This is a genomic window from Thermaerobacter sp. FW80 (assembly GCF_004634385.1).
GTDB lineage: Bacteria > Bacillota > Sulfobacillia > Thermaerobacterales > Thermaerobacteraceae > Thermaerobacter > Thermaerobacter composti.
Genome location: NZ_CP037895.1, coordinates 1,681,163 through 1,700,920, shown reverse-complemented (window position 1 = coordinate 1,700,920; position 19,758 = coordinate 1,681,163). Strand labels below are relative to the sequence as shown.

General features: G+C 74.5%; 18 protein-coding genes. 3 read left to right on the top strand and 15 right to left on the bottom strand.

What is annotated here, in order from left to right; translation table 11 throughout:
* Nucleotides 1-43 precede the first annotated feature (43 nt).
* From E1B22_RS07135 to E1B22_RS07115, 5 genes are all read right to left on the bottom strand, one after another.
* Nucleotides 44-1,873 (bottom strand): S8 family serine peptidase, encoded by a 1,830-nt coding sequence (locus E1B22_RS07135; RefSeq protein WP_243123228.1) that lies wholly within the window; start codon nucleotides 1,871-1,873, stop codon nucleotides 44-46.
* A gap of 270 nt (nucleotides 1,874-2,143) precedes the next feature.
* Nucleotides 2,144-4,162: a murein biosynthesis integral membrane protein MurJ gene (gene murJ, locus E1B22_RS07130; RefSeq protein ID WP_243123227.1), complete on the bottom strand. Its 2,019-nt coding sequence runs from the start codon at nucleotides 4,160-4,162 to the stop codon at nucleotides 2,144-2,146.
* A gap of 43 nt (nucleotides 4,163-4,205) precedes the next feature.
* The gene (locus E1B22_RS07125) at nucleotides 4,206-4,898 is read right to left on the bottom strand and encodes an HD-GYP domain-containing protein (RefSeq protein WP_243123226.1); all 693 of its coding nucleotides are present in this window, start codon (nucleotides 4,896-4,898) and stop codon (nucleotides 4,206-4,208) included.
* A gap of 634 nt (nucleotides 4,899-5,532) precedes the next feature.
* Entirely contained in the window at nucleotides 5,533-6,594 is a 1,062-nt protein-coding gene (locus E1B22_RS07120) for a flagellar motor protein MotB (protein WP_135225100.1), read from the bottom strand.
* A complete protein-coding gene (locus E1B22_RS07115; RefSeq protein WP_135225099.1) occupies nucleotides 6,594-7,457 on the bottom strand; it encodes a flagellar motor protein in 864 nt (287 codons plus the stop codon). The genes E1B22_RS07120 and E1B22_RS07115 overlap by 1 nt, the downstream gene beginning before the upstream one ends.
* Nucleotides 7,458-7,589: 132 nt before the next feature.
* On the opposite strand from E1B22_RS07115, the gene murJ (E1B22_RS07110) reads away from it, so the two are divergent.
* A complete protein-coding gene (gene murJ / locus E1B22_RS07110; protein WP_135225098.1) occupies nucleotides 7,590-9,281 on the top strand; it encodes a murein biosynthesis integral membrane protein MurJ in 1,692 nt (563 codons plus the stop codon).
* Nucleotides 9,282-9,344: 63 nt separating this feature from the next.
* Here the strand turns inward: murJ (E1B22_RS07110) and E1B22_RS07105 are convergent, their stop codons facing one another.
* The 3 genes from E1B22_RS07105 to E1B22_RS13710 all read right to left on the bottom strand — a co-directional run bounded on the left by E1B22_RS07105 (nucleotide 9,345) and on the right by E1B22_RS13710 (nucleotide 12,521).
* The gene (locus E1B22_RS07105) at nucleotides 9,345-10,079 is read right to left on the bottom strand and encodes an LD-carboxypeptidase (protein ID WP_243123225.1); all 735 of its coding nucleotides are present in this window, start codon (nucleotides 10,077-10,079) and stop codon (nucleotides 9,345-9,347) included.
* 37 nt (nucleotides 10,080-10,116) lie between these two features.
* Complete coding sequence (galU, locus tag E1B22_RS07100) at nucleotides 10,117-11,070, bottom strand: UTP--glucose-1-phosphate uridylyltransferase GalU (protein ID WP_135225097.1); 954 nt, start codon at nucleotides 11,068-11,070, stop codon at nucleotides 10,117-10,119.
* Nucleotides 11,071-11,201: 131 nt separating this feature from the next.
* A complete protein-coding gene (locus E1B22_RS13710) occupies nucleotides 11,202-12,521 on the bottom strand; it encodes a mannose-1-phosphate guanylyltransferase (protein ID WP_256369282.1) in 1,320 nt (439 codons plus the stop codon).
* A 319-nt stretch (nucleotides 12,522-12,840) separates the two neighbouring features.
* On the opposite strand from E1B22_RS13710, the gene E1B22_RS07085 reads away from it, so the two are divergent.
* Nucleotides 12,841-13,269: a HEPN domain-containing protein gene (locus E1B22_RS07085; protein ID WP_135225096.1), complete on the top strand. Its 429-nt coding sequence runs from the start codon at nucleotides 12,841-12,843 to the stop codon at nucleotides 13,267-13,269.
* On the top strand, nucleotides 13,266-13,484 hold the full coding sequence (locus tag E1B22_RS07080; RefSeq protein ID WP_243123224.1) for a hypothetical protein: 219 nt from the start codon (nucleotides 13,266-13,268) through the stop codon (nucleotides 13,482-13,484). Before E1B22_RS07085 ends, E1B22_RS07080 begins: the two co-directional genes overlap by 4 nt.
* A 238-nt stretch (nucleotides 13,485-13,722) precedes the next feature.
* Here E1B22_RS07080 and E1B22_RS07075 read toward each other — a convergent pair whose 3' ends face one another.
* The 7 genes from E1B22_RS07075 to E1B22_RS07045 all read right to left on the bottom strand — a co-directional run bounded on the left by E1B22_RS07075 (nucleotide 13,723) and on the right by E1B22_RS07045 (nucleotide 19,633).
* Nucleotides 13,723-14,541 carry a hypothetical protein gene (locus E1B22_RS07075; RefSeq protein WP_135225095.1) on the bottom strand — a complete coding sequence of 273 codons (819 nt, stop codon included), beginning with the start codon at nucleotides 14,539-14,541 and terminating at the stop codon, nucleotides 13,723-13,725.
* Between the two features lie 102 nt (nucleotides 14,542-14,643).
* Entirely contained in the window at nucleotides 14,644-15,225 is a 582-nt protein-coding gene (locus E1B22_RS13895) for a PilN domain-containing protein (protein ID WP_167758872.1), read from the bottom strand.
* Between the two features lie 43 nt (nucleotides 15,226-15,268).
* Entirely contained in the window at nucleotides 15,269-16,399 is a 1,131-nt protein-coding gene (locus E1B22_RS07065; RefSeq protein ID WP_135225093.1) for a hypothetical protein, read from the bottom strand.
* 148 nt (nucleotides 16,400-16,547) lie between these two features.
* The gene (locus E1B22_RS07060) at nucleotides 16,548-17,942 is read right to left on the bottom strand and encodes a hypothetical protein (RefSeq protein WP_135225092.1); all 1,395 of its coding nucleotides are present in this window, start codon (nucleotides 17,940-17,942) and stop codon (nucleotides 16,548-16,550) included.
* Nucleotides 17,942-18,511 (bottom strand): hypothetical protein, encoded by a 570-nt coding sequence (locus E1B22_RS07055; protein ID WP_135225091.1) that lies wholly within the window; start codon nucleotides 18,509-18,511, stop codon nucleotides 17,942-17,944. Before E1B22_RS07055 ends, E1B22_RS07060 begins: the two co-directional genes overlap by 1 nt.
* A gap of 73 nt (nucleotides 18,512-18,584) precedes the next feature.
* The gene (locus E1B22_RS07050) at nucleotides 18,585-19,037 is read right to left on the bottom strand and encodes a hypothetical protein (RefSeq protein WP_135225090.1); all 453 of its coding nucleotides are present in this window, start codon (nucleotides 19,035-19,037) and stop codon (nucleotides 18,585-18,587) included.
* 86 nt (nucleotides 19,038-19,123) lie between these two features.
* Complete coding sequence (locus E1B22_RS07045; protein ID WP_167758871.1) at nucleotides 19,124-19,633, bottom strand: type IV pilin protein; 510 nt, start codon at nucleotides 19,631-19,633, stop codon at nucleotides 19,124-19,126.
* Nucleotides 19,634-19,758: the final 125 nt, after the last annotated feature.

The window sequence follows — 19,758 nt, the reverse complement described above, 5'->3', positions numbered from 1 at the left end:
TGGTATCGCGTTTTTATGGAGGATTTTTTAGGAGGGCCTGCCGTCATCGCGCGGCCGCGCCCTGGGGGTGCGCGTCGTGGGCGCGCAGGGCGACGGCCGCCGCCTCCGCCCGGGTGATGGAGCGGTGCGGGTAGAAGTAGCGCACCCCGCGCACCCGCACGCCCTGCATGATCCCGGCCCGTGCCACGGCCCCCACCGTGCCGGCGAAGCGGCCGGCGACGTCGACGAAGGGGTTGGGGGCCTCCCCCAGGCCCAGGGCTCGGGCGACGACGATCGCCGCTTCCTGGCGGGTGATGGGCCGCTGGGGGCGGAAGGTGCCGTCCGGGTAGCCCTGGATCCACCCCGCCACCGCCGCCTTGAGCACGTAGGGCCCGAGGTTGCCGTCGCGTTCGTCCACGTCGGGGAAGTCCGGGGCCGGGGTGCCGTCGGGCGGCCGGTCGGGCAGCGGCCGGCGCGTCGCCCGCTCCACCGCGCCCACGATCAGCTTGGCGAACTGGTGCCGGGTGACCGGTTCGTCCGGGGCGAAGCGCGTGGCGGAGTAGCCCTGGGCCAGACCCAGCCGCGCCGCCCGCAGGATCTCGTCGTACAGCGCCATGCCGGCGGTGACGTCCCGGAAGGGCGGCGGGGCCACCGCCTCCGCCCACACGGCGTTGCCGGCGGAGACCATGGCGCCCGTGCCCACCCAGCCCTCCAGACCGGGCAAGGGCTGGGCCGTCGACAGCACCTGCTGCGCCAGCTGCTCGGGCGTGAGCCAGGGGTAGCGGCTGGCCGCCAGGGCCGCGGCGGCCGTGACGAAGGGGGTGGCCATGGAGGTGCCGTGCATCCAGCCGTAGGTCCCGCGGCCGAGGCCCGGCTGGCGGGGGATGGGGTCGGGTTCCTGGCCGGTGCCGGCCGGTTCGTCCCGGGTGGGAAGGGTGCTCAGGACCGACCAGCCCGGCGCCGCCACGTCCACCGCCTCCAGCCCATAGTTCGAGAAGACGGGCAGCAGGCCGCGGTTCTCGGCGGCGGCGACGGCCAGCAGGTTCGGCGCCTCGCAGGACGCCGGGTAGAAGGGGGCGACGTCCAGGTCCTGGGCCTCGTTGCCGGCTGCGGCGACAAACAGCATGGGCGATTGGGCGATGACGCGGCACAGGGCCGGGTCGACCGGGCCCGGCGCCCCCCAGGACATGTTGACGATCCGGGCCCCCATGCGCCGGGCGTAGCGGATGGCCTCGATCACCGTGGCCGTGTCGGTCTCGCCCCGCCCGTCGAAGACCTTGAGCACCATGATCTTGACGCCGGGGGCGACGCCGGCCACGCCCTCGCCGTTGTCCGCCCGCGCGGCGATGATGCCGGCGATGTGGGTGCCGTGTTCCTCCCCGTCGGCGGGGTCGAAGAGGGTGGCGTCGCGGTGGACGAAGTCGAAGCCGTGGACGTCATCGACGTAGCGGTTGCCGTCGTCGTCCCGGCCGGGGCGGCCGGCGGCCTCGGCGGCGTTGGTCCAGAAGGCGCCCTCCAGGTCCGGGTGATCCAGCTGTACCCCGCTGTCGATCACCGCGACCGTGACCGTCGGGGCTCCGCGGGTCAGGATCCACGCGTCCAGGACGCCGACGTCGGCGCCCGGGGTCCCGGGCTGACCGAACACCGCCTGGCCCTCGTTGGCGAGCCCCCACTGCAGGGGGAAGCCCGGATCGGAGGGACGCAACCCGGCCGCCGGGGTCGCGGCGGCGGCCGGTGGGACGCGCCCTGGGCCGACGGCGGCGAGCGCGGTCAGGCTCAGCAGGGTGCCCACGGTCATCGTCCAGCGCAGAACCCGGGTCCGGATCCGTCGCCAGCGCAGAAGGTGCCGCGGCATGCGCCGCGGTCCGCAGCGACGCCCGCCGGTCGGCTCCATGGCACGGCCCTCCTCTCCCCTCTGCCGCGGCCGGCCCGCTTCCCGTGGGCGCCGCCAGTACCGCGACATCCTCGTCGCCAGGCCGGACGCAGCGGACACACAGGGTGTCTCCCCCTGTATTCGCCACGGCGCGTCGAACCCTTCACCCGGTCGAACCCCGCCCCTGGCGGCGACCCAGGAGATCCAAGGGCCGGCGTGCGGATCGGCGCGCAGCCGCCCCGTTACAAGGGGGGACGTCGCGCTCCTTAGGGGGGACCGTCGCGCTCCCGCTCAGCTCTCGCGTTCGGGTGCGGTAGAGAGGCCGTCTCGCTCCCGGTCGGCCGTGGCGCCCGGGTACGGGAGGCAGCCGTCGCGTTCCCGGTTCGCGACCGCCTCCCCGCCTCGCGGCCCGGTGACGGCGTCGGTTCCCGGTCGCCGGGCGGGCTCCGGGTCGGCAACGGGTCCCGCCGGCGGCGCGTACTCCGGACCGGCGCTGGGTGCCGATGGCGCTGCGGACCCCCACCCGGCGGCGGGTGCCGGTGGCGCGGCGGGCTCCCGGCCGACGGCGGGTTCCGGGGGCGGGGTGCCCCCCTGGGCGGCAGCGGAGCCCTCGGGCGAAGCCGGCCCCCGGCTCGCGGCGGGTCCTTGGGGCGGAGCGACCTCCCGGCCGGCAGCGGACCCCTGGGGCGGGACCGGCTCCCGGCCGGCGGCGGGTCCCAGGGCGGCGCGGAGGGAGCTCAACGGCCGAACCGCCCGGGCGGCGAGATCCTGGATCAGGGCCCACTCCTCCACCCGCAGGGCCCGCAGGACGGCGGCGTAGGCCGCGGCACCCACCAGCGCCAGGACCAGCACCTCGGTCAGGAGGGGCACGAAGCCCACGGGATCGCCGGCCCGGGCGGCCTGCGCCAGCTCGCCAAAGGCGGAGCGCCGGACCAGCTCCACCACCGCCGCCATCGCCGCCGTGGCCACCAAGGCCTGGACGGCGCCCTGGCCCACCGCCCGGTAGCTCACCTGCCCGGCCCGGCGCCGGATGCGCACCATGAGCATCGCCGCGCCCCACCACATGGCGGCCGACGCCGCCAGGGCGATGCCGCCGTGGGCGAGGAAGCGCACCAGCACCAGGTTGAGGGCGATGTTGAGCGCCATCGCCACCGCCGCCGTCGAGGCCGGGGTCCACGTGTCGCCCATGCTGTAGAGGGCCCGCGCCAGGAGCTCGCGCCAGGCGTAGCCCACCAGGCCCAGCATGTAGAACAGCAAGGCGAAGGCGGTGAGCCGGGTGTCCTGGAAGTCGAAGGCGCCGCGCTCGAAGACCAGGCGCGTCACCTCGATGCGCAGCAGGATCAGACCGGCGGCGATGGGCGTCAGGGCGAAGGTGAGCACGCGCAGGCTCCGGTTCAGGGCGGCGCCGAAGCCCCGCCGCTCACCGCGGGCGATGCGGGTCGCCAGCTCGGGGTAGATCACGTTGATGATCGGGAAGGTCACCAGGCCTAGCGGCAGGCCCTGCAGCCGCTGGGCGAAGGTCAGGGCTGCGGCACTGCCCGCGGGGAGCCCCGAGGCCAGGGCCTTGTCGACGATCTGGCTGAGCTGGACCGCCCCCGTTCCCACCAGCACCGGCCCCGTGCGGCGGAGCACCAGCCGCAGGTCGGGATGGCGCCAGTCCAGGATGGGGCGATACGGCAACCCCAGGGCGCCGAGCCCGCGCCACTGCACCACCACCTGGGAGGCCATGGCGGCCAGGGACGCCCAGGCCACCGCCTCGATGCCGAACCGCCGGCCGAGGAAGTAGGTGCCCGCGATCAGGATCAGGTTCATCGGGATGCCGACCATGGCCGGTGCCGTGAAGCTGCGGGCGCTGTTGTGGACCGCCTGCAGCCAGCCGTTCATCCCCATGAACAGGATGCCGGGCAATAGGATCAGCGCCAGCCGCCGCGCCAGCTCCAGGGTCTCGCCGGTGAACCCCGGCGCGAAGAGGCGCAACACCACGTCGACCCCGGCCATCAGCACGGCCAGGAAGCCGAGCAGCAGCACCAGCAGGGCGTGGAAGAGGGTCCAGGCCACGCGCTGGAGGTCTTCGTGCCGCCCCCGGGCGCGATAGTGGGCCAACAGCGGCAGGACCACCGTGGTGATGGCCGATCCGAAGGCGGCGAAGACCACGAAGGGGATGGAGAAGGTGATGGTGTAGGCGTCGGTCACCTGGCTGGCCCCGAAGACCGCCGCCAGCACCATCTCCCGGAAGAACCCAAGGACACGGCTGATGACGCCGATGATGAAGATGATGACGACCGACCTGGCCAGCCGAGACCGGAACAAGCCTTCGCCCCCCAACACCTCCTTTATAGCAGCTGCGCGGCGGCTACGGTTCCAGCCCCGCGGCGGCGTCCCGGACCCTCCCCATCATCGTCACGAAGGCCTCCGCCAGGTGGGGGTCGAACTGGCGCCCGGCGTTGCGTTCGATCTCCGCCAGGGCCATGTCGACGGTGATCACCTGGCGGTGGTAGGGCCGCCCTCCCACCATCGCGTCGAAGGCATCGGCCACGGCCAGGATGCGGGCGGCGGGCGGGATCGCCGGACCCGCCAGGCCATCGGGGTAGCCGCCCCCATCCCAGCGCTCGTGGTGGGAGCGCACCCACGCGGCCACCATCGGGAGCCCGGCCACCCGCTGCGTGAGCTGCTCGCTGACCAGCGGATGGCGCCGGATCAGTTCCCACTCGTCCGGGTCGAGCCGGCCGGGCTTGTGCAGGATGCGGCGATCCACCGCGAGCTTGCCGGTGTCGTGCAGGATGCCCGCGAGGGCAAGAAGGCGCAGGGAGTCGCCCTGCCACCCCACGCACCGGGCCAGGCGGCAGGCCAGGGCGGCCACCCGGCGGCTGTGCCGGTAGGTCGCCTCGTCATACCGGAGGAGGACGTGCAGGAGTTGGCGGACGGCGGCGACGCCCGGCCGACGCAGTGAGGTCACCAGGTGGGCGACGGACTCCCCTGCGAGAGAGGCCGGTTCGTCCACGCCCGGGGGCGAAGCCGCGGGGTACGGCGCGACCGCCTCCCGCACCTGCGCGGCATCGGCCCCCGGGCCCGCGGTCCGCCGACCGCCCGGTGCCGCCGCGCCGTCCACGGGCTCACCGGTGCGCCCTGCCGGCGGGCGGTTGCCCTCCCCCCGTGCAGCGGACGGGTGGCCATCGGGCAACGCTGGGCCGGATGTCCGGGCAGCGGGGCTGGCGGGCGGTGACGGGCGCCGGGCCGAAGCGGGCCCTGCGGGCGGGGTCCCGCACCCCCCGGCGCCTTGCCGTCCGCCGTCGCGCCGGAAGGCGTCCCCGGTCGCTGCCGGATGCCGCGAACCTCGGGCCTGACCGGAACCGCCGCCTGCACGTGCCACCTCATCCCCTCCCTTTGCCGTCGTCGGCGTGGGACGGGGCGCGATCCGGATCCGCACCCCCGTCCGGTGCCGTTGGCCCCGTCTGCCGGTAAGAGACCCATCATTTGTCACACTTTGTCATCCAAGTTAAGGGGAGTCGCTGGCAACATCAACGGCTGGGCCTTGGGACCGGAGACCCAATTTCCTGGGCCGAGGGCGGTCAGCGGTCCCGCCCCGGCATGGCGTGCCGTCGCGGCGACGGCGGCCGGGCGCTTGTCCCAGGCCCTCCCCACCACGCGGACCCGCCCCGAGGTGGGCGCCGTCCTTGGGATCACGGGGTCCCCTCGCCGCCGATCCGCGCGGTGGGGTCCAGGCTCTGGCGCAACAGGACGATCTCCACCCGCCGGTTGCGGGCGCGGTTGGCGGCGCTGGTATTGGGATAACGGGGTCGCCACTCGCCGTACCCTGCGGCCGCCAGGCGGCGCGGGTCGATCCCGCCCTGCTCGGCGAGGAACCGCACCACCGTGGTGGCGCGGGCGGTGGAGAGCTCCCAGTTGGTCGGGAAGCGGCCGCTGCGGATGGGCAGGTCGTCGGTGTGCCCTTCGACCAGGATGGTCCCCGGCACCGCGGCCAGGATGGGGGCCAGCCGACGCAGCAGGTCGCGGCCCTCGGGTCGCAGCTCCGCACGCCCCAGGTCGAAGAAGACCTGGTCGTCGAAGATGATGGCGACGCCGCGGTCGGTCAACCGCGCCGAGGCCCGGCCGCCCAGTCCCGCCTCCCGCAGGGCGGCGTTCACCCGCTCCACCAGCCCCTCCAGCCGACGCCGCTCCTCGGCCGTCATCGGCGGCAGGGCGGTGCCGGCCGCCGGCACGCCCCGGGATCCCAGCTCCTGCTCGTCCGTGACCGGCGGGGACGAACCGGCGTCGCCGGGCGGCGCCTCGGCCGCGCCGGGTTCCACCGGGGGAAAGGGCTGGCCGGTGTCCCGGTTGAGCCCGTCCAGGACCTTCCGCGCATCGGGTGAATGGCCCTCGGTGTCGATCAGGGCCTCGCCGGCGGTGGCGAAGACCGCCCGCAGCGACGCCGCCAGGGCCTGGTACCGTGCCGCGTTGACCTCGGAGATCGCGTACATGACGACGAAGAAGGCGAGGAGCAGGGTGATGAGGTCGGCGTAGGTGAGGAGCCAGCGCATGCTGCCCGTCCCCTCGTGGCCGCCGCCCCCACCGTGGCCGCCCGCCTCGGCCGCGTCCGTCCACCCGCGGCGGCGGCCGGTTCGTCCCCGCAGCGCGGCGGTGCCGCCGAGGTCCTCGGCCGCCTCCCGCTCGAAGCCCAGGGAGGTGGCGCCCGGCGGTCCGGTTGCGTCGCGACCAGATCCCCAGCCACGGCGTGGAGCCATCAGTCACCCACCCCGGCGATCCGGGTCCCCGTCTCCGCGCGGGCGCCGGCCGTGCCGCCGGCTGCCGCGCCACCCAACCCTGCGCCGGCCCCCGCGGGACCGGTCCCCTGGCCGCCCGACCCCGTGGCCAGGAACGCCTCCAGCTTCTCGCGGACGATCATGGGGTTGTCGCCCCGCTGGATGGAGAGGATGCCCTCGACCACCATGCGCCGCACCTCCGTCTCCGCCTGGACGTTGGCCTTGATCTTGTTGGCCAGGGGCAACCAGAGGAGGTTGGCGCTGGCGATGCCGTAGAACGTGGCCATGAAGGCGACGGCGATGGCGGGGCCGAGCTTGGAGGTGTCCTCCAGGTTGCCGAGGACGTGGATCAGGCCCAGCACGGTGCCGATGATCCCCATGGTCGGGGCGTAGCCACCCGCCGTCTCCAGCACCCCCGCCGCCACCAGGTGGTGCCGCTGCTCCGCCTGGATGGCGTTCTCCATCACCTCCTCCACCATCTCGGGATCGGCGCCGTCGATCACGAACTGCAGTCCCTTGGCGAAGAAGGGGTCGTCCAGGTTCTTGCGCTCTTCCTCCAGGGAGAGGAGCCCCTCCCGGCGGGCTTGCTGGGCCAGGGTGACCATCTTCTCGATCAGCGACCGCGGTTCGAGGCGCGGGGACCGCAGGGCATAGGCGATGGCGGCCGGCACGAGGCGCACGTTCTGCAGGCCGGCGCTGGCCAAGGTCGCGCCCAGGGTGCCCCCGAAGACCAGCAGGCTCGCCGAGGGGTTCAGCAGCTGGCTCAGGTGACCGCCTTCCATCACGTTGGCGATCAAGACGGCCGCCACGGCGAGGACGAATCCGGCGACGCTTCCGAGATCCACGGGCCACCCCCCCGTTCGTCCCGAATCAATCCCGGTTATCGGTCAGGTCGGCGGGGAGTTGACCGCCCCGAGCCGGTGGCCGACGATAGCGGACAGGATGCGCCCGGTTCGTATCCCGGGGGAGGGCGGGCCGTGTCGGAACGGGCTCCAAGCCGGCGCCGGCCGGTGGGCGGCCGGCGGGAACGTCCCGGCGCGGTGGCGCAGGGCGTCGCCGCCGCCACCCTGATCATCGCCGTGCTCACGGCCGCCAGCCGCGTCCTCGGCTTCCTCCGCGAGACCGTGTACGCCTCGGTCTTCGGCGCAAGCCCCGAGCTGGATGCGTTCCTGGTGGCCCAGGGCGTGCCCAACCTGGTCCTGGGCATGGTCTCGACGGCCATCGCCACCGCCGCGACGCCCGTGCTGGCGGGCTACGTGGCCGCAGGCCGCCGGGGCGAAGCCGCCCGCAGCTTCAGCGCGCTGGCCAACGCGGTGCTCGTGGTGGTGGTGCCGGCCCTGGCCCTCCTCGGCGTCCTGGCCGAGCCCGTGGTGCGGTGGATGGCGCCGGGTTTCGGCCCGGAGCAGGTGCGGCTCGCCGCGGGGCTGACCCGCCTCCTGCTGGTGGCGTCGCTCTTCGTCACGGTGATGAACCTCCTGACGGGCCTGCTGCACGCCCACCGGCGCTTCACCGGCCCCGCCGCCACGGGCATCCCGTTCAACCTGGCGATGATCGCGGCGGCCGCGTTCTTCGGGACGACCTACGGCCCCTGGGCGCTGGCCGCGGGGTTCACCGTGGGATCCCTGCTGCGGGTCCTGATCCAGCTGCCCGAGGCCCGCTGGGTGGGGTTCCGCCACCGCTGGCTCCTGGATTGGGACGATCCCGGCCTCCGCACCATCGCCGGCCTGCTGCCCCCCCTCTTCCTCGGCGCCGCCGTCAGCGAGGTCAACGTCTTCGTCGACCGGATGGTGGGGTCCACGCTGGGCGAGGGGATCATCTCCGCCCTGAACTACGCCTTTCGCGTGGTCACCCTGCCCCACGGCCTGGTGGCCATGGCGCTGGTGCAGGCGGTGTACCCCTCCCTGGGGGCGGTGGCGGAGGCGGGCGATGGGGCGGCGTTCCGGCGGTTGCTGCAGCGCGGGATGGGGGCGTTGGCCGTGGGGCTGGCACCCATGACCGTGGCCCTGGTCGTGCTGCGGGATCCCATCGTGGCCTTCGTCTATGGGCGGGGCCGCTTCGATGCGCAGGACGCCACGCTGACCGCCCTCGCGCTGGCCGCCTATGGGCTGGGGCTCGTGCCCATGGCCCTGCGCGACCTGGCCAATCGGGCGCTGTATGCCGCCCGGGACGGCCGCACGCCGGCCCGGGTGGCCCTCGTGGCCATGGGGGTCAACGTCGCAGGGGACCTGGTGCTCGGCCCGTGGCTCGGCATCACGGGCCTCGCCCTCGCCACCACGCTCTCCTTCACCACCGGCCTGGTGCTCCTGGTGGCCCACCTGGACCGGCGCTACGGAGCCGTCGACGTGGGTGGGCTCCTGGCGTCGACGGGACGGGTGGCGATGGCCGCCGCGGCGTCCGGCGTGGCGATGCACGGCGCGTACCGGGCGCTGCTGGCCCACTGGCAGATCCACCCGTCGGCGCTGGCGGACGGGGCGGCGGGCGCCGCGGTGGAGCTGGCGCTGGTGGCCGGGCCCGGTGCCGTCGGCTGCGTCGCCTACCTGCTGGCTCTGGTGGTGCTGCGGTCCCCGGAGGTGACCGACCTGGTGGAGGCAGGGCGGCGCCTGCTGGACCGGGCGCGTCAGGCTGCGGCGACGGCCCGGCCGGGGATGCGGCGCACGGGCAGCCCGTAGGGGGATATCTTCATGCAAAATCAATTCGGACCCGGATGCCGTGTCGCTGGGAGGGGCTGAGCTTCACCGGCTCCCCTCCCTCTCAGCCGCCTCCAGGCAGAGGATGACGCCGTCGACCCGCGGCCACCACGGCGTCCCCGCGAGGAGTAGCAGGGTGCCCGCGTTGCCGGCCAGGATCGGACCCTCGGCACGGCCCGGGCGCAAGGTTCGGGGTCCTGGATTGGGGATGAAGCGGCGAGGGCGATCGTCTTCCACGTCCCAACGCAGGTGCTCGGCCGTCCACTCGGGAGACTGGCGGAGTTCCCCCGGCGCCTCGGCCCGCATGGTGACGCGCTGGAAGTGCTCCCAGGTGTAGGCGTGCACCCCGCCATACTCGCCGAACTGGGGCAGCAGCGCCGGGCCGAGAACGGTCACCAGCCCCGTTCGGGCATGAAGGGCCACGTGGATCGCCGTGATGTCGCTGTAGCCGACGAAGAGCTTCGGGTGGCGGGCGATGTACTCGTAGTCCACGTCTTCCAGCAGGTGGTGCGAGTTGTATCCGCCGATGGTGTTGAGGATGGCCCGGACCTCCGGATCGCGCCAGAGGACGTGGAGGTCGGCCAGCCGCTGCTCGGGCGTGCCCGCCGTGTGGCCGTGCCGGGCCGCGACGTGGGCACCGGGACGGACGCGGAACCCGCGCCGCTCGAGCTCCTGCAGCCCCCGCCGGTAGCGACGGGGACACTCGGCCACCACCGGCGCCGACAGGGACACGACGCCCACGGTATCGCCCATGCGAAGCCGCGGGGGCTTGAGAAGCAACGGATCCCGCTCCCCTCTCATGCCGGCTGGACGGCCCCTATCCCTCCCGCTTGAGAGGCGCCGGGCCCGCCTGCCGGGCCGCTGCCTGGTCCACCGCGGCCGGCCACCGCCCAGCCTGGAGGTCGCCGACCAGCCGGATCAGGTAGTCGCGGAACGCCGGCGCCAGCTCCGGCCGCATCAAGGCGAACTCCACCGTCGCCTGCAGAAAGCCCAGCTTCTCCCCCACGTCGTACCGCCGGGCCCGCACCGGGCAGGCGTAGACGGCTCGCCGGCGGGCGAGGAGGCGCAGCGCGTCGGTCAGCTGGATCTCATCGTTCTTGCCACGCCCCACCCGCTCCAGCAGGTCGAAGACCTCCGGCTCGATGATGTACCGGCCGACGATGGCCAGGTTGGACGGCGCCTCGTCGGGTTCCGGCTTCTCCACCATGTCCCGCACGCGGAAGAGCCGGTCGCCCACGGGCTCGCCGTCCACCACGCCGTAGCGCCGCACCTGCTCCCGCGGCACCTCGCGGACCGCCACCACGCTGGAACCCGTCTCGTGGAACCGGTCGATGAGCTCGGCCAGGGCCGGTTCGTCCCCCACGAAGATCTCGTCACCCAGGAGGACGGCGAAGGGCTCGTCGCCCACGTGGCGCCGGGCCTGCAGGACCGCGTGCCCGAGGCCAAGGGGTTCCTTCTGGCGGACGAAGTGGATGTCGGCCAGGTCGGCGATGTACCGCACCCACTCCAGCATCTCGTCCTTGTTGCCCCGTTCGAGGTGCCACTCCAGTTCGATGGCGCGGTCGAAGTGGTCTTCGATGGCGCGCTTGCCGCGCCCGGTGACGATCAGGATGTCGTCGATGCCCGCGGCGACGGCCTCTTCGACGACGTACTGGATGATCGGCTTGTCGACCACGGGCAGCATCTCCTTGGGCTGCGCCTTGGTCGCCGGCAGGAAGCGCGTGCCGAGGCCCGCGGCCGGGATCACGGCCTTCCGGACGGTGCGTCGCAAGGGACCAACCCTCCTCGATGGACCACCCGCCGTTCCCTACCGAATCCCACAGGCTGGGTTTCCCATTCGGGAAGTCCCCTTCGCGGCGAGGGAACGGCGATCCTTCCCCCGGCGCCCCCGCCCCCGTCGGCTCAGGGGTCCGTGACCGGCATCCGCCGGACGACGGGCGCCGGTGGCGGGCCGCAGGGCCGTTCGGCGTCCCGAAGCCGTGCGGCGAGGGCGTCCAGCGCCTGGCGCAGTCCCGCGAGGCTGTCCTTCCCCGCCACCAGGACGCCGTCGCGGGTCGCCGCCAGGATCAGGTCGCGCACGCCCATCACCACCGCCGGCACGTCCTCGGCCAGGACCGTCACGCCGGACGAACGCTGCACCACCGCCGGCGCCCCGCCGAGGACCACGTTCCCGTGGGCATCGCGGGGGCCGTGGCGGTCGACGGCCAACCAGGATCCCAGGTCGTCCCAGGCGAAGCCCGCGCGGATGCAGTAGATGGAGCGGGCCCTCTCGAGCACGGCGTAGTCCACGGAGATGGCCGGCAGGGCGTGCCAATCGGGTTCCCATGCCGCCTGGGCCTCGCCCGCGGCCACCCGCCGTGCCAGCCGCGCCAGCTCCGGCGCCACCGCCTCCAGTTCGGCGCGGAAGACCGCGTTCCGCCACGCGAACATCCCGCTGTTCCAGAGGTAGCGGCCCGACGCCAGGAAGGCGGCGGCCTGCTCGGGCCCCGGCTTCTCGACGAACCGGCGCACCCGACAGGCCCGGTCGGCGCCTCCCCCGGCGGACACCGGCCCGGCAGCGGCGGCCCCATCCCCTGAGCCCATGCGGGACGCCGCCCCATGGTCCGCAGCAGGGTCTCCGGCGCCACCGCCTGCCACCCGGCCGTCTTGCCGTGACGCCGGTGCCGCGACCGCGGGCGATGCCGGGGTCGCCGGCGAGGGGGCCGGAGGGGCTGGAGGGGCTGGAGGGGCCGGTTCGTCCAATTCGATGTAGCCGTACTGGGTCTCCGGCCGGGTGGGCTCGATGCCGAAGGTCACGAGAGCGTCTTGGGATGCGGCCACCGCCAGGGCGCGGTCCGCCGCCGCGGCGAAGGCCGCTACGTCGGGGATGTAGTGGTCTGCGGGCAGGACCAGCACCGCCGCGTCCCCGTAGCGCCGGCTGAGGTAGCCGGTCACCAGTGCCAGGGCGGGGGCGGTGTTCTTCGCCGACGGCTCGATGACCAGGTGCTCCGCAGGCAGGTCGGGCAAGGCGGAGCGCGTCAGCTCGGCATAGGGAGCCCCCGTGACCACCCAGACGTCCTCGAGGTCGGGCACCGCCCGGGCCCGCTCCCAGGTGGCCTCCAGCAGCGTCCGGCCCCCGAAGAGCCGCAGGAACTGCTTGGGCCGCTGGGGCGTGCTGGCCGGCCACAGTCGGCGCCCCTCGCCGCCCGCGAGGATCACGGCGACGCGAGGTAAGCTGGGCATGGCTCCTCTCCCTTCCGGTCTTCCGGGGCGATCGCGATCCTTCGTCCAGTTTACCGTCCCGTGTTGGGCGGGCCAACGACGGGCCGGCCGCGGGTCGCGGGGCATGTCGCCATGGAAAGCCCCTTGTCGAATCGGCATTGATGAAAGACAAAAGATAGAAAATCCGGAAGAACGCAGCGCCCCGTTGAAGTCGCCTCGGCCGTCACCTCCCGCGATGGATCGCCAAAAGGCGATCTACGATAGCGCAGAACGGTTGCAATAGACGTCACGGTTATACTGGACGTAGCAACCGGCCTGGACGAAGGAGTGAGCATGGGGAGTGAACAGAGCCCGCGATTGGCTGGCCCAGGCGCGACTCAACCTGCGGCATGCCAACCATAGCCGCGATGCAGGGGACCACGCCTGGGCTTGCTTTGCAGCCCACCAAGCGGCGGAGGCAGCCCTCAAGGCCCTGCACTTGGCCAGAGGGCAGGTGGCCTGGGGACACTCCATCCGCCTGCTCCTCGACGCGTTGCCGGATGACGTCAAGCCGGACGATGCCTTCATCGAACGCGTGGCCATCCTCGACCGGCTCTACATTCCCACGAGGTCCCCAGACGCCCACCCCGCAGGACCGGCAGGCCAGCATTACACTGCGAAAGATGCCGAAGAGGCGATCCGGCTGGCCAGCGAGGTGGTGGACTACTGTGCGAGTCAGGGTCTGGAAGATCGACCGCCCACAGCGACGTGGACCTGCTCATCGTCTTGAAGCAGTCCGACGTGGCCTTTCACGAACGCCATCGGTGCATCCCGTACCCGCCCGGAGCCGTACCGGTGGAACTCTTCCCCTACACCGCCGAGGAAGTGAAGACGATGTTGCGCGAGGGGTGGGGCATGGCGCCACCGGCTGCTCGTGAGGGCATGGTCCTGGCCGAACGCGACGGGGCGTGGCAGGCGCTGATCACGGGGCACGGCAGGCGCTGAGTAGGGGGCCGTTCCGCGAGGTCGGGATCGGGCGCGGCTCCCACGCCTCGTCAGCCGCCGACGGGAACGCCCACGCCCCGTCGGCCGGCGATGCGTACGGGTACAGCCGGGGACGGGTTCGGGTCCAGGTCGGGAGACGTGCCGCTCGGCGAACTCGCGCGGGACCCATGCCCCGTGGGCTGGCGGCGACGCGCCGGGCAGCCCGCGGTTCCGGGCGGATCACCGCGATAGCTGGCCGTCAGGGTCGCGTCTCGGGGGGTGCGACGGGGAACGGCGCCTCCCCCGTCACCCACACGCGGCCGGACAGCTCCACGCGCTGATCCCCCGCGTCGCTCACGCCGATCGCCAAGCCCTCGACCCACACCGCCGGTTCCTCCCGATCGACCCGCTGCAACCAGGCCTCGACCTCCGGCCACGGGCCCTGCAGGGTGGCCGCGAAGGTCACGGCGCCGTACGGTGGATCGGACGAACCGGCCCCTTCGGCCGGCGCCGGCACCGTCGGAGCGCCGGGCCCCCCCTGTTCGGACCCCGCGAACCCCTCCTCTGTCCCGTCCACCTCGTCCGATTCGCCGGACAGCCCGCCGCCCCCGGTCGGGTCCGTCGCCGGATCGGTCGAGGGCTCGCCGTGTCGGTCCCCTTCGGCGTCCGCGCCCGATGGGGCGGGTTCGTCCAGCGGCTCGTATCCCTCGAACCGGATGGCCTCCAGCGTCACGCCGGAGTCCGCCGCCAGGGCCGCCAGCCGCGCCGCGAGCCCGGCGAGATCCGCGGCGGGAACCAGCTGCGACTCCCGCACCTGCACCTGGGCCGCCAGTTGGTCCACACCCGCCACCGCCTGCGCGGCGCTGCGATACGCCGACTCTGCCGCCGCGGCCGCCGCCTCCGCCGCCGCGGCCCGGTGATGCAGATCCACGAGGTGCCGCACGGCGGGACCAAGGATGAACCCTGTGAAGCCGAGGAGGAACGCGATGGCGACGATGCAGAGCACCGGCACCAGACGCGCCAGGGGCAACCGCCGCCCGTACGCCCCGAGCAGGTCGGTGGCGAGGAGTCTGCGCACCCGCGCGCCGCCTCCCTTCCTCTCCCTCGCATGGATCCAGAGAAAGACGGCCCCGGACGGTTCCGGCGGTCACGGCCCGTCCCCGCGCGACGGTTCCGGCGGTCAAGGCCCGCCCTCGCGCCCTGACGCCCCCTCCCCGGCTGGGACCCAGGCCCTGGGCGCCCGGGCGCCGAGGTCGAACGCCACCCCATCCGCCCCTGCGCCCTCGCGACGGACCTGCTGGACCCAGACCTGGCGGAAGAATCCGCTCTGGCGCAGGGCGGCGACGTAGGCATCGACCGACGCGAAGGACGGCGCCTCGCCCTGGAGGCGCACCGATCCGTCCGCCGCAGCGAACTCGAGCTGCATCAGCCGGACTCCGTCGGGAAGAGCGGCCCGCGCCGCGGCGACCACCGCGGCCGCCTCCACCGGTGCCGAGCCGATGGCCTCGAGAGCCTGCCGTCGCCGCTCCAGGCGGACCTTCTCCTGGACCGTGGGCAGCAGCGGCGCCATGGCCGCCTCGGCCGCGGCCCGGCGCGCCTCCGCCCGGGCGAGGCGCTGCTCCGCGGCCGCCGCGAGGCCGCCGACGGCCAACCAGGCGAGGACCACCCCCAGGTCGAGGAGGGCCACGATCGCCAGCGCCACGGTCCACCGCGCCGCCACCTGCATGCGACGGGCCGGAAGCCGCGGCGCCAGCAGGTTCATCCGCGGTACCCAGGCCGGGCTCCGGCCCGACGGCCTCGCCAGGTCACGCCCCCGATGGCTGGCTGTCAACGCGTCCCCCCACCCCCGCACCCCCTGCCCTCGACGCCGACGCCCGCGCCATCGAACGGGACGGACCATCGAGGCCAGCGGTGGGATCGTCCCCTGCGGTCGGCGCCGCGACGGCCGTCCGGTGACGGTGCCTTGCCGGATCCGCTCCCCACAAGGCCAGCGCCCCCGCCATCACCCAGCGCGGCGGCAGGGCCCCCAAGGGATCGGCTCCCCCTTCGGCGCCGGTCACGCGGAGTCGATCGCCCAGGGCCTCGACCACGGCCTCCCGCAGCGGCGGCCACTGGGCGCCGCCGCCGATGCCCCACAGCTCCAGCCGCGACGAGGGCCCGCCCAGCTCCGCCCGGGCACGGCGCAGGGTGCGGGCCAGGTCGCCCAGCAGGGAAGCCACCGCCTGGCTGCGTTGCAGGTCCTCGAGCCCCAGGGCGCCGTCGGACGCCAGGAGCCGTCGCACCGCCGAGGGCAGTTCCCCGAGGGTACGGACCAGGTCTTCCTCGAGGGCCAGCCCTCCCACCGGCGAGCGATGGAAGGCCACGGGGTTCCCTCGCGGGTCGACCACCGCCAGGCGGGTCGACGTGGCCCCGAAGTCGATGACGGCCACGGGCGCCGGCTCCGCCCGAGCGCAACCCAGCCACCAGGCACACCGCCACAGGGTCACCCACTCCGGCTCGAGGACCGCGGGGCGGATCCGGCGGCGTCGGAGAGCATCCAGCCGCTGGTCGACCGCCGCGACCGCCGCTCCGCTGACGGCGAACCGCACGGGATCGGCGGCGCCGGGGCCACCGGCGCGGACGGCCGCCCCCCCGCCCGGCTCCCGTGACGCCTCGCCGTCGACCGTGGGGAGTTCCACCCAGTCGTAGACGGCCTCGTCGACGGGGAGGGGGAGGATGCGCTGCAGCTCCCAGCGCAGAGCGTCCTTGCGCTCCCGCGCCGGGAGGGGCGGCATCTCCACCAGCCGGAACACCGCCTGATCGGCGGGGAGGGCGGCCACCACCCCACCGCCGCCCTGCCGGTTGGGCTCGACGCGACCGGTCTGCGGCACGTAGGTAGCCCAGCGCACGCCCGTCGTCCCCACGTCCACGCCCGTCCGCGGCCATCGCCATGCCATGCCCGGGTACCCGCCCTTCTGCGTAGCCTGCCCCGCACCGGTTCCACCGCCGATGAACGCCCCTGCCGCCGGCCCGCCGCACCGCCCGGCCGGCGGCGATCCTGCCGCCCAGCCCGGCCCGGGCGACGTCCAGGGCCCCGCGCCCGACTCATCCCTGCCAGGCCTCGACGGCATACGGGACAAAGCCGGGTGCGATGCCCAGGTACCGGGTCAAGAGCCCGAGGTCCACGTCCCAGTCGACGGCGACCCGGTGGGCGCGGATGGTCACCGAGCCGGCGGCCACCACCGCCCCGCGCACGCGGAGCGTCCCCACCGCGGGGCCACGCCCCGGCTCGTCCGGCCCGGGCCCGCTCCCCTTCCCACCCCCCGCAGGGCCGGCCCCCAGGGCGAGTGTGATCCGGCTGGCCTCGGCGTCCCCCGTCGCCAGCGGCTCGGCGTAGGCCAGGACGTCGCGCACCCGGACCCAGCCGAGGTCGAGGACGTTGGCGTGGTCCGCGCCGCAGGCTGGCGCGCTGCAGTCGCTGCGGTCGAGAGCCAGGACCGCGAGGGGTGGGACCGTCGCCGCCCCGGCGGTGGCCCCGATCGCGCCGGCGACCCCGAGGGTGCCGCCGATGACCACGAGGACCGGCGCGGCCCCGGGGCCCGCCGGCCCAAGCTCCACGGTCTGCAGCGTGGCGTCGCCTCCGACCACCAGCCGGGCGCCCGGCTCGAGGATCAGGGCGCCCCGGACCGCCAGGTCCGCCGTGACCACCAGCGTCGCCCCCGCTTCGAGGACCAGCCCCGGATCGCACCGAAGGCTTCCCCGGACGGCGGCCGTCACGCCGCGGGGCACGATCACGGGGTGCGGCCCGCGACAGCGGCCGCCTTCATACCACCCCGCGCCCAGGCGTCCCGCCCCGACGTCCGGTGCGGCGCCCCACGGAGGGGGCGATCCGGCCAGCTCCGCGAAGACGCCGAAGGGGATGTCCGGGAGGGCCATACGCACGGCCACGGGGGTGGGGGAGACCGTGCCCGGGCCCCGGTAGCGCGGCGGCGCCCCGCCGTATCCCGGCGCCGCTCCGAACCGCAGGGCGCCCGCCCGGGGCGTGACGTGGAACGTCAGGGTGGTGCCGGCGTAGACCGGCATCACGAAGGGCGCGGTGACCGTGACCTGCACCTCGTGGCGGGACCGACCCTGGACGCCCGTGCTGACCAGCCGCCAGCGGGCCGGTCCGTCGGGTACGACGCGGACCGTGTAGGCGGCGGAACCCGGCGCGAGGCCCACCGTCCCCGCGAGGGTGATGGGTTCGGCCCGGGGCGGGGCCAGCGTCCCGCGGGCCATGGCGGCCAGGGTGCGCGCCACCCCCGCCTCGGCCGCGTACAGGGCCGCCGTGGTCTCCCCGAACCGCTGGGCACGAACGGCGCTGCGCACCCACAGCGTCAGGACGACGGCCGCCAGCAGCGACGCGACCAGCAGGGCCGCCAGGGTCAACAGGACCGCCTGGCCCCGCTGGGAGTCGGTCGCGTGGCCGTCCGCAGCGAGGGCACGCCATCGCTCCCGCATCAGCGCCCCCCGGGATTGCGCAGCGCCACGTAGCCGTGGACGGGTCGGATGCCGCCCCCATCCACCGGCCGCGGCTCGATCCACACGTACAAGCCCCGCACCCCTGCGCAGGTCCGGGACGGACCCGGACCGCACCCCGCCTCCGGTGGCCCGGGTGACGCCGGGTCCACCGCGAACCGCACGCGCTGGAAGGTGGCTCCCGGTACCAGGTCGATGGGTGCCGGCGGATCCGCACCGGCGCACCGGTCGTCCGGGGGAGCCGGGGGCGGGACGGCCGCGAGCACCAGTCGGCCCTCTCCGTCCCGGGCCACCTGGCCCCGCAGCACCTGGTCCTGCCAGGGGACCCCGCAGAGGACCAGCCGCTCCGTCGCCGCCTCCCACACCGCCGGCCTGCCGGCCGCCCCCGCGCTGCGCACCAGGCGCCCCAGCACCTGGACGGCGACGTGGCCGGCCTCCACCCCGTCGTAGACCGACCCGGCCCGGGCCTGCTGCGAGGCCGTCCACGCCACCATGGCCACCGTGGCCGTGGCGAGGAGGCCGAGGAGCGCCAGGGCGACGGTCACCTCCACCAGCAGCGCACCGGCCTGGGATCCCTGCCGCCCCCTCCCTGAGCGCCCCTCATCCTTCCGAGAGAACCCCGCATCACGGGGGCGTTCCCGCCCGCCCGGGAGGCGCCAAGGGTCCGGGCAGCCAGAAGACCGACGCGACGGTGTAGATCGGCGCCGCCTCACCCGTCCCGGCCTCCCGCCGGACCTGCACCGTGACCAGCACCGCGTCCCCTGCCCCATCACCATCGCCCTCGGTCGCCGGGCGCGACCCGTCCCGCACCGCCACCGGGTCCGGATCGGGACGAACCTCGACCTGGTAGCGCAAGTCGCGGCCCAGCGGCGAACCGCACTCGCCCTCGACCGGGGGTGCACCGCCCGCCGCCAGCCCCGCCCGAACCTGCTCCATGACGCGGGCCGCACAGCCGACCGCCGCCTGCCGCGTCAGCTGGTCGAAGAGGCCGGCCCCGGCGGCCCCCATGCCAGCGAAGAAGGCCGTCGCGAAGACCGCCAGGATCCCCAGGGCGACGGCGACCTCCAGCGTGCCCAACCCCGCGGACCCGCACCGCCCGCCCGGCGGGGCGGGTCCGCGGGGGCGCCGGACGCCACGCCGTGGCCGCCACCCGCCCTTGCCGATCACGGGCAGGCCTGGTTCTTCTTCTCCGTCACGCGCCCGCGGTCGTCCAGGGTCCAGCACAGCTTCTCCGCCTCGTGGGCGGCCACCAGGGTGGCGCTGTTCCCGCCCTGGGCCGTCACGGCGGTGTAGGTCCAGTAGTTGCTCTTCGGCGCCGGGTCGATCCCGGTCCACCAGCCGTTGCGCACGCCGGGGAAGTCGCCGTAGCGCACGAAGTAGGTCCACAGCTCCGTCCGCACCATGTTCCAGGTCTGCCGGGCCTCCGCCGTGCGGGCCTCGTTGACGATCATCGCGTACATGGGCACGGACACCCCCACCAGGATCGCGATGACCGCCAGGACCACGCCCAGCTCGATCAGCGTGAAGCCCCCCTGCCGGCGCAGGGGGCTCCGTTCCACCCCGCCACCGGCGCTCCGCCCGGCGCCACGACGGCGACCGCCCCCCGTCAGGGGCGCGCCCCATCGGCGCAGCCGACGAAGCCCCCCGGCGCCCCTCCACCAAGAGCGCAGCATGGAAGCTCCTCCTCCCCCAAGGTCTCTCCCCCCGGCCCGCCCCGCGCCTCGGTCAGGGACCCGTCCCCCGAAGCCGCGACACGGACCGACGATGGGCAACCCTATTCGCAACACCCACCCTCCTC

What these genes read in the sequence shown, in the direction of transcription:
- E1B22_RS07135 (WP_243123228.1), bottom strand. Translation starts at nt 1,873, where the DNA reads ATGGAGCCGACCGGCGGGCGTCGCTGCGGACCGCGGCGCATGCCGCGG.
- E1B22_RS07120 (WP_135225100.1), bottom strand. Translation starts at nt 6,594, where the DNA reads ATGGCTCCACGCCGTGGCTGGGGATCTGGTCGCGACGCAACCGGACCG.
- E1B22_RS13710 (WP_256369282.1), bottom strand. Translation starts at nt 12,521, where the DNA reads ATGCCCAGCTTACCTCGCGTCGCCGTGATCCTCGCGGGCGGCGAGGGG.
- E1B22_RS13895 (WP_167758872.1), bottom strand. Translation starts at nt 15,225, where the DNA reads ATGAACCTGCTGGCGCCGCGGCTTCCGGCCCGTCGCATGCAGGTGGCG.
- E1B22_RS07065 (WP_135225093.1), bottom strand. Translation starts at nt 16,399, where the DNA reads ATGGCATGGCGATGGCCGCGGACGGGCGTGGACGTGGGGACGACGGGC.
- E1B22_RS07060 (WP_135225092.1), bottom strand. Translation starts at nt 17,942, where the DNA reads ATGCGGGAGCGATGGCGTGCCCTCGCTGCGGACGGCCACGCGACCGAC.
- E1B22_RS07045 (WP_167758871.1), bottom strand. Translation starts at nt 19,633, where the DNA reads ATGCTGCGCTCTTGGTGGAGGGGCGCCGGGGGGCTTCGTCGGCTGCGC.